The 15,194-nt window shown below is 44.1% G+C and carries 11 protein-coding genes and 1 pseudogene; 9 read left to right on the top strand and 3 right to left on the bottom strand.

Features of this window, described 5'->3' with window-relative positions; genetic code table 11:
- Nucleotides 1-167: 167 nt before the first annotated feature.
- Nucleotides 168-2,017, top strand: a pseudogene (locus B853_RS17780) (ABC transporter ATP-binding protein).
- 63 nt (nucleotides 2,018-2,080) lie between these two features.
- On the opposite strand, the gene pdxH reads toward B853_RS17780, so the two are convergent.
- Nucleotides 2,081-2,716, bottom strand: coding sequence for a pyridoxamine 5'-phosphate oxidase (gene pdxH / locus B853_RS17775; protein ID WP_010453734.1), 636 nt, complete (start codon nucleotides 2,714-2,716; stop codon nucleotides 2,081-2,083).
- Between the two features lie 180 nt (nucleotides 2,717-2,896).
- Here pdxH and B853_RS17770 point away from each other — a divergent pair, with 180 nt between their 5' ends.
- The 8 genes from B853_RS17770 to B853_RS17735 all read left to right on the top strand — a co-directional run bounded on the left by B853_RS17770 (nucleotide 2,897) and on the right by B853_RS17735 (nucleotide 14,002).
- Nucleotides 2,897-4,774 (top strand): sensor histidine kinase, encoded by a 1,878-nt coding sequence (locus B853_RS17770; protein WP_038885870.1) that lies wholly within the window; start codon nucleotides 2,897-2,899, stop codon nucleotides 4,772-4,774.
- Nucleotides 4,767-5,990 (top strand): sigma-54-dependent transcriptional regulator, encoded by a 1,224-nt coding sequence (locus tag B853_RS17765; protein ID WP_038885871.1) that lies wholly within the window; start codon nucleotides 4,767-4,769, stop codon nucleotides 5,988-5,990. The genes B853_RS17770 and B853_RS17765 overlap by 8 nt, the downstream gene beginning before the upstream one ends.
- Before the next feature lie 99 nt (nucleotides 5,991-6,089).
- Nucleotides 6,090-7,481 carry an HlyD family type I secretion periplasmic adaptor subunit gene (locus tag B853_RS17760; protein ID WP_038885872.1) on the top strand — a complete coding sequence of 464 codons (1,392 nt, stop codon included), beginning with the start codon at nucleotides 6,090-6,092 and terminating at the stop codon, nucleotides 7,479-7,481.
- 93 nt (nucleotides 7,482-7,574) lie between these two features.
- Nucleotides 7,575-8,258 (top strand): transglutaminase-like cysteine peptidase, encoded by a 684-nt coding sequence (locus tag B853_RS17755; protein WP_010453726.1) that lies wholly within the window; start codon nucleotides 7,575-7,577, stop codon nucleotides 8,256-8,258.
- A 5-nt stretch (nucleotides 8,259-8,263) separates the two neighbouring features.
- Nucleotides 8,264-10,177 carry a bifunctional diguanylate cyclase/phosphodiesterase gene (locus B853_RS17750; protein WP_038885874.1) on the top strand — a complete coding sequence of 638 codons (1,914 nt, stop codon included), beginning with the start codon at nucleotides 8,264-8,266 and terminating at the stop codon, nucleotides 10,175-10,177.
- A gap of 11 nt (nucleotides 10,178-10,188) precedes the next feature.
- On the top strand, nucleotides 10,189-12,303 hold the full coding sequence (locus tag B853_RS17745) for a type I secretion system permease/ATPase (RefSeq protein ID WP_010453721.1): 2,115 nt from the start codon (nucleotides 10,189-10,191) through the stop codon (nucleotides 12,301-12,303).
- Between the two features lie 393 nt (nucleotides 12,304-12,696).
- Complete coding sequence (locus tag B853_RS17740; protein ID WP_038885876.1) at nucleotides 12,697-13,284, top strand: mechanosensitive ion channel family protein; 588 nt, start codon at nucleotides 12,697-12,699, stop codon at nucleotides 13,282-13,284.
- Nucleotides 13,285-13,435: 151 nt separating this feature from the next.
- On the top strand, nucleotides 13,436-14,002 hold the full coding sequence (locus tag B853_RS17735; RefSeq protein WP_038885878.1) for a flavodoxin family protein: 567 nt from the start codon (nucleotides 13,436-13,438) through the stop codon (nucleotides 14,000-14,002).
- Between the two features lie 61 nt (nucleotides 14,003-14,063).
- Here B853_RS17735 and B853_RS17730 read toward each other — a convergent pair whose 3' ends face one another.
- Nucleotides 14,064-14,474 (bottom strand): hypothetical protein, encoded by a 411-nt coding sequence (locus tag B853_RS17730; RefSeq protein WP_038885880.1) that lies wholly within the window; start codon nucleotides 14,472-14,474, stop codon nucleotides 14,064-14,066.
- 386 nt (nucleotides 14,475-14,860) lie between these two features.
- On the bottom strand, nucleotides 14,861-15,103 hold the full coding sequence (locus B853_RS17725; protein WP_249027426.1) for an outer membrane beta-barrel protein: 243 nt from the start codon (nucleotides 15,101-15,103) through the stop codon (nucleotides 14,861-14,863).
- Nucleotides 15,104-15,194 lie beyond the last annotated feature (91 nt).

The following is a 15,194-nucleotide window of genomic DNA, read 5'->3' as shown; positions in this document are numbered from 1 at the left end:
GTTAGACTATTTTTTCGCCTCTCACACATACGCAAAAGTGTCTGCTTTTCTGGCTAGCAGACCACAATATGTCTTGTCTCATACTCGGTATTAACTGCTTCGTCCAAAGCAGGAAGAATTGATGGATTCAATTACTGAGATGGCAACTATTAACTTTAGGAAGAGTTATGTTTAAACGATTTGAAGGCTTTACCGAGCCGTTCCCCAAATCAACCCCTGATCAGCCACCTACCGGGATCTTTGCTTTTTTACGCCACTATACTCGTGGATATGAAAAGCCGCTGATCATCATGTCCTTAATGTCGACGATTGTGGCGATCGTCGAAGTGTCTCTGTTTGGTGCCATGGGCCAGTTGGTTGATTGGCTATCCACCAGCAATCCAGAAACCTTCTTGCAAGACAATAAAGCCGACCTTATTTTCTATGGCTCTTTATTGCTGATTGTCATGCCTATTTTGGTCGTAGTTTACTCGCTACTCATTCACCAGACTCTGCTGGGTAACTATCCAATGTCAGTACGCTGGCTTGCACACCGTTACTTGCTCAATCAAAGCTTGAACTTCTATCAAGATGATTTTGCTGGCCGTGTTGCTACTAAGGTAATGCAAACCTCTTTAGCGGTGCGAGAGACCGTCATGAAGACAATGGACGTGTTTGTCTACGTCTCGGTTTACTTCACCAGCATCATCGTCATGTTAGCGGCTGCCGATTGGCGCTTGATGATCCCGATGCTGGTATGGCTAGCCGCTTATATTGCTATTCAGATTTACTTTGTCCCTAAACTAAAAAAGGTAGCAACCGAGCAAGCCGATGCTCGTTCAACCATGACTGGACGTATTGTCGATAGCTACACCAATATTCAAACCGTGAAACTGTTCTCTCATAGCAAACGAGAAACGCAGTATGCCGAAGAAGGTATGAAAGGCTTCCTGAATACCGTTTATCGTCAAATGCGCTTGGTGACAGGCTTTGATGTAGCAGTCGAAATCTCCAACTACCTATTAGTGTTCTCGGTAGCTGCACTGTCGATTTACTTGTGGTTGGACAGTGCCATCAGTGTCGGGGCAATTGCGATTGCCGTCAGCTTAGCACTGCGAATTAACGGTATGTCGATGTGGATCATGTGGGAAGTCGGAGCCCTGTTCGAAAACTTGGGTACTGTTGTCGATGGTATGAAAACATTATCTAAGCCTATTGATATCCAAGACAAACCGGATGCGAAAGCTCTACAAGTGTCTGAAGGTGGTATCCACTTTGACAACGTCAGTTTCCATTACGGTGAGAAAAAAGGCGTGATCAGCAACCTCGACCTTAATATCAAACCCGGTGAAAAAGTGGGTTTAGTTGGCCGCTCTGGAGCAGGTAAATCAACCTTAGTGAACCTATTGCTTCGTTTCCATGATGTTGAAGAAGGCAGTATTAAGATTGATGGCCAAGAAATTTCAAGTGTGACTCAGGACTCACTACGCTCAAAGATTGGTATGGTAACGCAGGATACCTCTCTGCTACACCGCTCTATCCGCGACAATATCTTGTATGGCAATCCTGATGCTACAGAAGAAGAGCTGCTAAAAGCAACCAAGCAGGCGCATGCACATGAGTTTATCGATACCCTAACCGACCCATTCGGCAACGTAGGTTACGACGCACAAGTAGGCGAGCGCGGTGTGAAATTGTCTGGTGGTCAACGTCAACGTATCGCGATTTCTCGCGTATTACTAAAAGATGCACCATTGCTGGTACTTGATGAAGCAACCTCTGCGTTGGATTCAGAAGTTGAAGCCGCTATTCAAGAAAGCTTGAACGAGCTGATGCAAGGAAAAACGGTTATCGCCATTGCACACCGCTTGTCGACTATTGCGCAAATGGACCGTTTGATTGTGCTTGATAAAGGCAACATCGTCGAGCAAGGTTCGCACAAAGAGCTTATCGCTAACAACGGTATTTATGCTCAACTTTGGGCTCACCAAACTGGGGGGGGTTCCTTGGTGAGGAGATAGAAGATAAGCAAGCTTAAGCAATAAATGCCTCAAAACAAAACACCGCCTTTCGGCGGTGTTTTATTATCTGATGTTCAAAGCTATGGCGCTAAGCGATCAATATCCCACTCACCATCATGCTGAGAGAACAAGAAGCGGTCATGCAGACGGTGTTCACCACCTTGCCAAAACTCAATACTCTTAGGCTTAACTCTAAACCCTCCCCAAAAGGTAGGTACAGGGATCTCGCCTTTAGCAAACTTTTGTTTCAGCTCTAGAAATTTTCCTTCTAGCACACCACGAGCAGAGATGCGGCTACTTTGTTTACTCGCAATGGCCGCTAGCTGACTCTCTTTCGGGCGCGAAGTGAAGTACTTCATGTTCTCCATTGGTGACAACTTCTCTGCGACACCAGTAATATGAATTTGTCGCTCAAGCGGGTGCCATGGGAAATGGAGGCTAATATTGCTGTTGTGCTCAAGATGCTGGGCTTTACGGCTGCCTAAGTTGGTATAAAAAACGAAGCCGTCTTTATCGACGTTCTTTAGCAAAACAATACGTTGAAATGGCATACCGTTTTCATCAACCGTTGCAACTGTCATTGCTGTTGGGTCAGTCAAACCAGCTTGGATTGCTTGCTCCAACCATAAGTTAAATTGGTCGATTGGATCCGCTTTTAGGTCTTTACGGCGTAAGCCACCTTTTGTGTATTCACGGCGGATGTCGGAAAGTTCCATCTTCACTCCTTCACTATTTTTTCTCGATTGTGCGCTTGATGGTGGGGAATTACAAGGTCAGCCTTGTTAGCGCAAAGGTAATGGGCCTCACCCTACTCTTTGATACGCCGATATTCCTTGTTCAAACCCACAAAATTCAGATCTAATTCTCGTTGTGGTTGTGGCTCAATGTACCTTTAAATGCCTTTTGCTAACATGGCGTTAAAAACCAGTGAGCTCGCCGTGAACATACTCAACCCTAAAGCCATTCGGCATTTTGTTTTATTGATTAGCGCAGTTGGACTCGTCGGGTTACTGCTTACCCACTACTATGCGACTCAATATCAGCAACGCCAATGGCAATCACTTCTTGCAACATTATCAAATCAAGTGTCACAAAAAATCGACGCTGAACTGGCGAAGTTTGAACAAATCCCCAACGTACTAAGCCATGATCCTCGCCTGTTGTCTGCACTTAAAAACCAAGAACCTTCATCATCGCTTAATCAACTATTATCGGACTGGCTTAAACAAAGCCTTGCCGACACGATCTATGTTCATGACCGAACAGGAACCGTAATCGCATCAAGCAATTTTGAACAAGCAGACAGTTTCGTTGGTGCAGATTTTAGCTTTAGACCCTATTTCCAAAATGCAATGAAAGGGGAGAAAGCTCAATATGTTGCGCTTGGGGCTCGCTCAAATAAAAGAGGGTATTTTTTTGCATCCCCGCTAATCGCCGATGGAAACTTACTTGGTGTTATCACGGTAAAAGTAAACCTCGAACAACTCGAACAAAGCCTTGCTCAAGAATCGACGGATATACTCGTGGTAGATGAACACAATATTGTGTTTATGAGCAATTTGCCCAACTGGCGATACAAAGCGCTGTTCCCCTTAACAGAGTCGCAAACAAGCTACCTCACACGCACACAACAATATGGTGACCAACTCCCTCAATACCGTGGCGATATAACCCAAGAAGGTGACTTTACGGATTTTAAACACTCTTCTTTGCTGCCATCAGAGCATTACCTTGCCTATGCCGAGCCTTTGCATACAAAAGGTTATCGAGTCATTGCTATCGTCACGAAAAATCAAATTCTGATGGCAGCATTACAAGCAGACATCATCTTTCTGATTTTCTACAGCTTAATGAGCTTAATCGCACTGGCTTGGTTTCAGATGATGGTCAACAAAGCTCGTCTCGCTGAAATGAATGTCAGTTTGGAAGAAAAAGTAACACAACGTACCGTAGTACTAAGTCAGGCAAATCAACAGTTACAACAAACAATTAGTCAATATCAGCTGAGCCAAAAAGAGTTGAAACAAACCCAGCAAGAGCTCACGCAAGCCGCAAAGCTCGCTCTTTTAGGAGAGCTTTCAGCCAGCATTAACCATGAAATTAACCAACCTCTAGCCGCACTGAGGACATACACAGAAAACTCTCAGCGTTTGATGGCAATGGAACAATACCCACTGGTCACGGCTAATCTTGCCAAAATGCTGAGCTTGAATGATACAATTTCAGAGGTAATTGCTCGCTTAAAAGTGTTTACTCGTAAATCAGATCAAAACACACATAATGAAATCGCTAATTTGCATGACTCTGTTCACAACGCCACCAGCATACTGAGCAACAAACTGATCAAACAAGGCGTCACGCTGAAAGTCCCAACCATTCACCGCAACATAAGCTTAGCCATTCACAGTGTCGAGCTTGAGCAAGTGTTGATTAATCTTTTTCACAATGCGGCTCAAGCCATGGATGGACAACGTATTGATCCTCAGATATCGCTGGCTGTTCAATGTCACGATAATTTATGTGACATTTTAATCTCTGATAATGGCCCGGGAATGTCAGACTCTTCATTAGAAAAAGTGTTTGATCCATTCTTTACGACCAAACCAGAAGGTTTAGGGCTTGGCCTTACGATTTCTAAAAGGATTCTTGAGAGCTACGGCGGCAGTTTGACTGCATTTAATCACGCCAACAAAAGTACCCATGAGTTAGCTGGCATGACCTTCGTGATTACCGTCCCTCTTGTAACAGAACCTACGGAGCAACCTCATGAATGATCTAATCTACTTTGTCGATGATGAGCCCCACATTCGTGATGCTGTTTCCCAAGCATTAATGATTGAAGGACTAACCGTTACTTGCTTTCCAAATGCCATAGAAGCACTCAGGGAAATTGACGTGCAAACGCCAGCAGTAGTTATCACGGATATTCATATGCCCGTCATGGATGGGCTCGAATTCATGAAAACCCTACTGAGCAAAAATGCACACTTTCAAGTCATTGTCCTCACTGGCCATGGTGACGTTAAAACGGCTGTGGAAGCGATGAAAGCAGGCGCTTATGATTTCTTGGAAAAGCCATTCTCGACTGAGCAACTAATGAAGTCACTGAACAATGCCAAAGACAAACTGCTGCTCCTGCAAGAAAACGTATGGCTTAAAAAAGAACTCGACATGCAAACTCATGTTGGTCCCAAAATGATCGGTCACAGCCAAGCAATGGTAACAGTACGTCGAACTATCATTAGCAGCACACCAAATAAACCAATGATATTCTTAGGCAAAGAAGGAACTGGCCGCCGCTTAGCTGCCCAGTTTGCTCACGATATTCACGCGACGCCAGACAGCGAATTACTTATTGCTTCAGGGTACGATCTATCTGAACTTTCTGATGAAGCATTTACTAAAAGCATTGATTATCTTACGCAAGGCAAATCATCATCCAGTTTATACGTCCACAGTCTCGAATATCTCCCTGCCGATCGTTGGGATAAACTGGTGCAGCACCCTGGGTTGAAACGCGTTTTAGGTGCTGGCATCAGTGCGTGCTTTGATATTCAAAACACCGCTCTCGTTATTCACTTACCGACACTGGACGAACGCAAAGAAGATATCGCTCCATTGTATAAGCACTTTGTCCGCTACTCCGCGAGCCGATATCAGTTGCAGCCGCCACAAATTACATTGGAAGAAATAAACCAAGTAACCCAAATGTCGTGGCCTGAGAACATCAAACAACTACGACAGTTCGCCGAGCTGCGAGCATTAAAACCAGCAGCATTTCCTATGAGTGAATGGAGTAACGAACGCAGCATTGAACTCCAAAGTATGACTCAGCGCACAGAACACTTTGAATACTGTCTGTTATTTGATGCTTTACAACGCCATAAAGGCAGGCTGAAAGAGGTTCAACTAGAATTGAACGTGTCACGCAAGACATTGTATGACAAGCTAAAAAAGCATCAGTTGGACAAAACACAGTTCAAGGCCTAGATAGAATTAATTTATTGATCCTGTCGCTATTACTTAACATGGTCAATAAATGAGAATAAAATCAAAAAGATATTTATTCTTTATAAAACAAGGAATGTAATGAGCCGAGATAACTACAACAAACTCAGCAACGAAGAGTTGGATTTTGTTGACGACAAGACCGCAGCATTGCTTCTCAACACACCAAGTAGTGCCCGTTTAATGCTTTGGGTAATGTTGCTTTTTTTCGCTGCTGCAATTGGCTGGGCATCTTGGGCAGAGATTGACAAAGTCACGGTTGGTCAGGGAAAAGTCATTCCTTCATCGCAAATACAAGTCGTGCAAAACTTAGAAGGTGGCTTAGTTAAAGAGATCCTTGTCAAAGAAGGCCAACAAGTCGAAAAAGGTCAGCAATTGCTTTTGATTGATGACACGCGTTTTCGCTCTGACTTTCGTGAACGAGAACAGCAAGTGGCTAACTTAACCGCGTCAGTTTTGCAGCTCTCCGCCTCTATTAGCAGTGTCGAAGTAAATCGAGAGTTTGATGAAAAGGATTGGGAGAAAAGCGTTCTGCTTGATTACGGAAAACTGACCTTCCCACCGACATTAGAAGAAAACCAGCCAAAACTGACTCAACGCCAAAAAGCGGAGTACCGTGAAGATCTAGACAACCTGCGCAACCAATTATCGGTCATTGATCAACAGGTAAAACAGAAACAGCAAGATCTCGTTGAGATCGAAGCTCGTGTGCGCAACTTGCGTCAGAGTTACTCATTTGCCAAGAAAGAGCTGGATATCACGAAACCTCTTGCTGATGAAGGCGTCGTTCCACGTATTGAGCTATTGAAACTACAGCGTCAAGTCAACGAGTCTCGCCGTGAAATGACATCGAGCGAACTAAAAATGCCGGTGATCAAATCTTCGATCAAAGAGGCAATGTTGAACCGGATAGATGTGGCACTTAAGTTTCGTTCGGAGCAACAAGAGAAACTCAATAAAACTCAAGATCAGTTGTCAGCGTTGGTTGAATCTGCGGTTGGGTTAGAAGACCGTGTTAACCGGACTATCGTCGTATCCCCTGTAACAGGCACGATCAAAACGTTAAACGTCAATACGGTTGGCGGGGTTATTCAACCCGGTATGGACATTGTAGAAATCGTTCCAACCGAAGATACTTTGTTGGTGGAAGCAAAAATCGCCCCTCAAGATATTGCATTCTTACGTCCAGATTTGCACGCCATCGTTAAGTTCACCGCTTATGACTTCACTAAATATGGAGGCTTAGAAGGGGTACTCGAACACATCAGTGCAGACACTACTCAGGACGAAGAAGGGAATAGCTTTTATATCGTCCGCGTACGTACTGATAAAACCAATTTTGGTAAGGGTGCCGATCTGCCAATTATTCCAGGTATGACCGCGTCTGTTGATATCATCACAGGCAAGCGAACAGTATTGGAGTACCTATTGAAGCCAATTTTGAGCGCAAAAAATAACGCATTAAAGGAGTAAGCATCGAAGCAAAGATCCGATCAACGAGCTCAAATTAAGTAAGTTCTCAATGACGAACATTGATCGTGATAACAGTTGTGATGTATATCGATTATGCCACTGAATTTAAAGCGTAAAGTTAGCGTTCTGTTGAGTTTAAGTTTGCTCGCTCTTCCCGGAGGAGCCCAGAGCCCACTTGAGCAGAAATGGATAAACGCGGTCACCAACACCTACGGTGAAAGAGCGGGCTTACGTGTTAAAACATGGCGGGAAAACATTGAGTTATACCAACACCTTACTACTCAAGAAAAACTGACGGGAGTCAATGATTTTTTCAACCAAATGTATTTTGTCGATGATATAAAGCTTTGGGGGAAAAAAGACTACTGGGCAACACCTTTAGAGTTCTTAGGTAGTAGCGCCGGAGATTGTGAAGATTTTACCATCGCCAAGTATTTCTCATTGCTTGAATTGGGTGTTCCTGATTCAAAAATGCGCTTGGTGTACGTTAAAGCCATTGAACTGAATCAGTTCCATATGGTTCTCGCGTATTACCCAACACAAAGCTCAGAGCCTTTGATTTTGGACAATATAAATCCAGAAGTAGTCAAAGCCTCCAAACGTAGCGACTTGCTACCGATTTACAGTTTTAACGGTTCAAACCTTTGGTTGATGAAATCTGCAGGCAGTAACGGTGAACTCGCCGGGAAATCATCACGTTTGAGCCTTTGGAATGACTTACGTTCGCGCGAGCGTAAGTTGCACTTAAACAAACCTATTATTAACTATGACGAGTAAGAAACATGACCCTTTATAAGAAACTTGTAGTGGGAATGGTTACGGTCTTTATACTCTTGATGACATCAGTATTCGTAATCGAATTCAACACTACTCGTAACAGCTTAGAGCAACAGCAACGTTCAGAGGTCAACAATACCATTAATACGGTAGGTCTCGCTCTTGCACCTTATCTACAGAACAAGGATAAGGTTGCCGTAGAGTCAGTAATCAACGCTTTGTTCGACGGCAGTACCTATTCGGTAGTGCGTTTAACAGCGCTAGATTCAGACTATCAAATCGTACGCTCGTACCCAGTAAAACCAACCTCAGTACCACAATGGTTTATCGATCTAAACCTCTTTAAAGCTATCCATGATAAGCGTGTGGTAACCAGTGGCTGGATGCAGTTAGCCGAAGTTGAAATCATCAGCCACCCAGGTGCGGCTTACGAGCAGCTGTGGCAAGGGTTTATTCGTCTACTAAGCGCCTTTGGTTTAATTTTCCTAGCGGGTCTAATCTCTATCTCTTACATCTTACGCCGCTCATTAAAGCCGCTCGATGCAATTGTGAAGAAGATGCATGAGATCGCTAACAATCAGTTTGGTGACCCGCTAAAACGTCCTAAGACAAAAGATCTGATTGCCGTTGTTGATGGTATTAATACCATGTCTGCGCAAATTGAGCTTTCTTTTAAAGAGCAAGCCAAAGAAGCCCAACGTCTGCGTGCTCAAGCCTACCTAGATCCAATTTCAAAACTGGGTAACCGTTCGTTCTACATTAACCAAGTAGACCAATGGCTCGCAGAACAAACTCAAGGTGGTATCGCCTTGCTACATGCAGAGTACATTGGTGATATCTACGAAACGAAGGACTACCAACGTGCAGATGCGCATGTAAAAGAACTTTCTCAGCGTTTGAAGAACACTATTGATGTCCCAGGAGCGACAATCGCACGTTTATCTAGTGATGAGTTTGGTTTGCTATTCCCACACATGGATGAAAGCGAACTACGTCTAATGGCTGATAGCATCATGAACTGTGTGAATGGCCTAAATACTGACCCTACAGGCATGGCTAAGCCGAAAGCCTCTCTGGGTGTAGCACACAGTAAAGAAGAGAAAACCAGAACAGAAGTTATGTCTATGGTGGACAATGCGCTGTCAAAAGCGAAGTCAGAACCAGACAAAGCTTACGGCTTCATCGCTAGTGATAGCGCATCAAGCTTGATGGGTAAACAGCAATGGAAAGCTCTGGTAGAAGAAGCGATTCATAGCGGTTGGATCAAATTCCGTTTTCAAGAAGCGAAGAACTCTTGGGGTAAAGTCTTCCATAAAGAGGTGTTCTCTAGCATTGAAAAAGATGGTGAGACTTACCGTGCGAACCAATATCTGTTTGCATTAGAGCAGCTTGAAGCAACTAATATCTTCGACCAATACGTCATCGAATCCATGATTTCGATGCTAGAAAGCGGAGAACTCACGGATCCTGTTGCCATCAACATTGCACAAAGCAGCTTGGCTCAACCGTCCTTTATTCGTTGGACAACCAGTATTCTGGAGAAGCATACCAAAGCAGCGTCAATGCTACACTTTGAGATACCTGAAGACTGTTTTGTTGAACACCCACACCACACTGCGCTGCTATGTAATGCCATTCGCCAAGCGGGCGCCGAGTTTGGTGTTGATAACTATGGACGTAACTTCCAATCACTGGATTACATTCAAGAGTTCCGCCCTGGGTATGTGAAGCTAGATTACTTATTCACTCATAACTTACATGATGAGAAACAGAAATTCACTTTGACTTCAATTTCTCGCACCGCACATAACTTGGGCATCACAACGATTGCATCACGTGTGGAAACACAAATTCAGCTAGATTTCCTAACTGAACATTTTGTTGAAGTATTCCAAGGCTTCATCGTTGATAAAGATTAAAAAGGTTAAGGATGAAAGACCCTTTATTAAACTCGCTCATCTACGTTAGCCGATACTATGGGTTAGCAAACTCGCCAGAGGCCTTGATCAACGGCTTACCGTTATCCGATGGCAAGCTAACCCCATTTTTGCTTCCTAGAGCGGCTGAAAGGGCTGGCCTTGTCGCAAAAGAGAACCGTGCAGGGCTGGAGAATATCTCCAGCCTTATCTTACCGGCCATCTTACTTTTAAAAGGCGGCGATTCCTGCGTCTTAAACAGTATTAACTTAGAAAAAAAAGAAGCCGAAGTCACAACATTAGAAAGTGGCTTGGTGCCTATCGCAATCCCACTAGAAGAGCTATTAGAACAGTACACTGGTCGTTACTTTCTGGTAAAAAAGCAGTTTCGGTATGACGAACGCTCTCCAGAGGTACTAAAAACCAAAGAAGGTCACTGGTTTTGGTCGACACTGTGGCAATCTAAACGCATCTATCGCGATGTTCTCATCGCTTCTTTGCTCATCAATATCTTTGCTATTGCGGCCCCAATGTTTACCCGTTTGGTATATGACAAAGTGGTCCCTAACCTTGCATTTGAAACCCTATGGGTTCTTGCTAGTGGTATTTTTGTTGTCTTCCTGTTCGACTTCCTCTTAAAAACGCTTCGAAACTACTTTATCGATGTAGCAGGTAAAAAGTCCGATATCCTTATCTCCTCTAAGCTGTTTAGCAAAGTCATGGGAATCCGAATGGAATCGCGTCCTCCGTCTGTGGGTGCCTTTGCTCGTCACTTACAAGAGTTCGAATCTATTCGAGAGTTTTTTACCTCTGCAACAGTAAGCGCGTTGATTGACCTACCATTCGCGATTCTATTCTTGGTAATAATTTGGCTTATGGCTGGTGATTTGGTCTACGTACCAATTGTCGGTGTCGTGATTCTCATCATCCACTCTCTATTGATTCAAGGCCCTTTACGTCGCTCAATAGAAGAAGGCTCTCGTCTTGCTTCACAAAAATATGCCAACTTGATTGAAAGCCTATCTGGGTTAGAAACCGTTAAATTGCTAAGCGCCCAAGGTCAGTTTCAATACCGCTGGGAAGAAGCGGTCGCGCACATGGCAAACTGGAATATCAAGAGTCGCCGCATCACAGACAGCATCCAAAATGCGGCTGGTTTTGTGCAGCAAAGTAGTAACGTGGGGATGATCATCTTAGGCGTATATCTTATCGCCAATGGAGATTTGACGATGGGCGGTCTGATTGCTGCAACCATGTTAAGTAGCCGAGCGATTGGCCCACTAGTGCAACTTTCATTACTCTCGACTCGTTACAACCAAGCAAAATCTTCGATGACCATCATCAATCAAGTGATGGAAATGCCCGATGAACAAGAAGAAGGTAAACGTTATATTCACCGACCAATTATTCAAGGTAAGGTAGAACTCGATCGTGTCACTTTCCATTACCCGGATGCGCCTGTCGCTTCAATCCGTGATCTTAGCTTGACGATCAATCCAGGTGAAAAGGTGGCAATCATAGGCCGTATTGGTTCAGGTAAAACGACTCTCGAACGCTTGATCATGGGGCTTTATAAGCCAACTGAAGGGCATGTTCGTATTGATGATACGGACATGGAGCAACTCCACCACGTCGATGTACGTCGCAACATAGGTTGTGTTCCACAAGACAGCAATCTGTTCTATGGCTCAATTCGTGACAACATTACACTGGGGCGCCCGCTAGCAGATGACCGAGATGTTATGGATGCGGCTAACCGTGCAGGAGTGACCGTATTTACTCAAGCCGATCCAGCGGGTCTTGAACGCCAAGTTGGCGAAGGTGGGGCGATGCTATCTGGTGGTCAGCGTCAAGCAGTCACTATTGCACGAGCATTTCTGGGTCGCCCACCAGTGCTACTTATGGATGAGCCAACGAGTGCTATGGATAACCGCTCCGAAATGCAAATCAAACACCAATTGGCGCAATTAAAACCTGCAGAAACCTTAATCCTGATAACTCACAAAACTTCGATGCTCGATGTGGTTGATCGAATTATCGTGATGGAGAAAGGCAGCATTATTGCTGACGGTCCAAAAGCACAAGTACTGAATGACTTAAAACAAGGCAAAGTAAAAGCCGTTAGTTAACAGGACAGGCTTTTTATGCAAGCCCCGTTTGATACCCATCAGACGGGGCTTATTTATTTGCCATAGTTAAACCAAAATAAGCGAACTCTTCTAAAAACACCCACAAGAGAACAAAACCAACAATGGCGACTAATCCCATGATTGCCCTTTCGTCTTCTTCCATCGCATCCCTTCCACTTTACACCACACACGTGAGCTACATAGTTAGCTTAGCAGCAGCCAGCAGTACGATGATCAGGCTTAATTCCATCGACGTTTGGAACTGAGATGCAGGTCAAAATTTGTCCAACACAATTATCTCCCAGCTTTCAAAATAGTTAATTACTTGCGAGCGAAAATCGGCTATAACACGCGCCTTCTTAATATTCTCGAGTTGAAGAAATGAATCATTGGATGCACTTGGAGCAAATTGGCCAGTATTTCACTGCCGGCTCTATCGGTTATAAAGTGTTGATGGGCGTCATCATTCTGATCGCTTATCGCTTGCTAAAGAAAATTGCCAACCGCGCGATTCTGAATTTGGCAGAAGCCAAAGGCGTAAACAAAGCACGCTTGAGCTTTATTCAACGCTGTTTCAACGTCGCATTTTTATTTCTGTTTGCCTCACTCTTCGCTATCGTAACCGGAATTGGGTATGGCGATGTCTCTCTATTCCTATCATCGATCTTTGCGGTCTTAGGTGTTGCCTTTATCGCACAGTGGTCGATTCTCAGTAACATCACAGCAAGTTTTCTGATTTTCTTTGTCTTCCCATACCGCGTTGGTGATCGCATCAAAGTCGTAGACAAAGATGAAGACATCAGCGGTGAGATTCAAGAGATCCGCATGTTCCATGTATTGATCAAGCACGACAACGGTAACCTGATCACTTACCCAAACAACCTAATGCTACAAAAAGCGGTGTTAAAGCTGGCAAAAGAAAAAGCTAAACCTGAAGAGCCAAAACCTACTGCTCGTATTTATACCCGTAGACAGAAATAACCTTTACCAAAGCCGGTGTGATACATCGGCTTTTTGTTTCCTCGCATTTTTTAAAGCCCCTCTTGACCTCAATCTAGCTTGAGGTTTTATCATCCTTTTCAAGCAACACACTCGGGTCTTGCCCCTAACGACAAAACATGAGAAGGATTGTATGCCAAAAGTCGCAATTGTTTACTTCACCAATACCAATATTACTGGCCAACTTGCACAAGCAGTCGCTGCCGGTGTCGAGTCACAAGGTATAAACGTCGTTTCCTACCGTATCTTGGGAACCGACATCATTACAGGTCGATACCAAAGCTCTGATCTTTTTCAGTCTATTGCACAATGTGATGCCATTATATTCGGTTCACCAACCTACATGGGCAGCGTAGCTGCGCAGTTTAAAGCATTTGCTGATGCTAGCAGTGAATACTGGGGTGAGCAGGGATGGTCGGGCAAAGTAGCCGCAGGGTTCACGTCTGGAGGAGCATTGAATGGCGACCAATCAACGACATTGCAGTATCTTCTTACATTGGCAAGCCAACATGGCATGATTTGGGTAGGATTAGACTCAGCTCATGGTTTTGCTGACAAAGGAATTAATCGCCTCGGAACACAGCTTGGTGTGGTATCTAAGGCAGAAGATGGGCAACTTCATGAAGTAGATGCTGCAACCGCGCGCTATCTAGGACACCGCGTGGCTCACCTGGTTAAACGACTAGCTCATCCAGAATAGCGAGTCTAGAACAGCGTTTGCCGATCCAGTATCGCTACAGGTTCGGCAAAAAAACCATGACTCATGTAATTAAATATTTGGTAATAGCGGCCTGAACCTCTGCGACTTGTCGCTCGAACAGTTCGAGACATTGTTCGTTGTGGCACTTAGCAACTGGCACCCAGTGCAAACCAGTACCATCATTTAGAGCAAACTCAATCCTGAGCTCGTACTTAGCACCGAAGTAAACTCCGAAACCAATACCCATTAACACTGATGCTAGCGCTATCCAATAATACCAATTGGGATAGTTCGTATCCCACGCTAACCAAAGTAATGAGGAAGCGATAGACATCCAACACAATGTCTTAAAAAGCTTTTCTCTTATGCTCAGACATTTAATTTCAATATCGTGGACTCGTGATAGAGGATAGACGTCATTCTTCACATAAAACTGATCCCGCTCTATACGAAAGTCATCCACTTTGTACATGCTCGCCAACCTCTCATAAATCACGCAAATTGATTCGGTCTTATGACGATACTAAAGCGCAAATAGCTGCGCACCTCCAATTCTATGTTTTATAAGAGAAATGAGAGCCTGATTTAATATTCATGGTAGAAAAAATCTACTGAACAACTGATTTTTAACACTTTTCTAATGGTCTTAGTTTGGTTTCATTACTTTAAAAAACAGTTCAATAAGCGTTGGTAAGTATCTAACACCAATACGGCTGCCTTTAGAGAGCATCAAACAAGCGATGAAAATTATGCGCGGCACCAACCAGACCTTTAATTCCCATTAAGAAGTCGGTTTGCTGTTGCATGCGAATAACAGAAAAGTCACAGGGGACACAAAATTCATGTCCCCAATAAGAATTAGAACTTGTAGCCAACTAGAAGATTAGAAGTTGTTGCATCGATACCTGCAAAATCTACAACTGAAATTTGAGCATCCAACGTAATTCCATTTTGGAACACGTAACCACCTTGCACAGCGAAACCAGTCGAAGAATCTGAGTCACTGACTGATGTGTATGCGTTGTACACGGTCGCTTCCGTATCAGTAGCAGCTAAACCACCCAAAATTCGCCAACCGCTCATGCTCTCATAGCCAACCATAAGGTTTGCTTGCGAAGCCTCTACATGCTTGCCTAGATAGCCGATTAATGCACTGTCTTCAACGTAGTTGGAACATAAGAACCAGCGTTCA

Origin of the sequence: Vibrio rotiferianus CAIM 577 = LMG 21460, assembly GCF_002741985.1 — a bacterium.
Taxonomy (GTDB): domain Bacteria; phylum Pseudomonadota; class Gammaproteobacteria; order Enterobacterales; family Vibrionaceae; genus Vibrio; species Vibrio rotiferianus.
The sequence above is the reverse complement of the archived record's forward strand: the minus strand, read 5'-3'. Positions and strand labels throughout refer to the sequence as shown.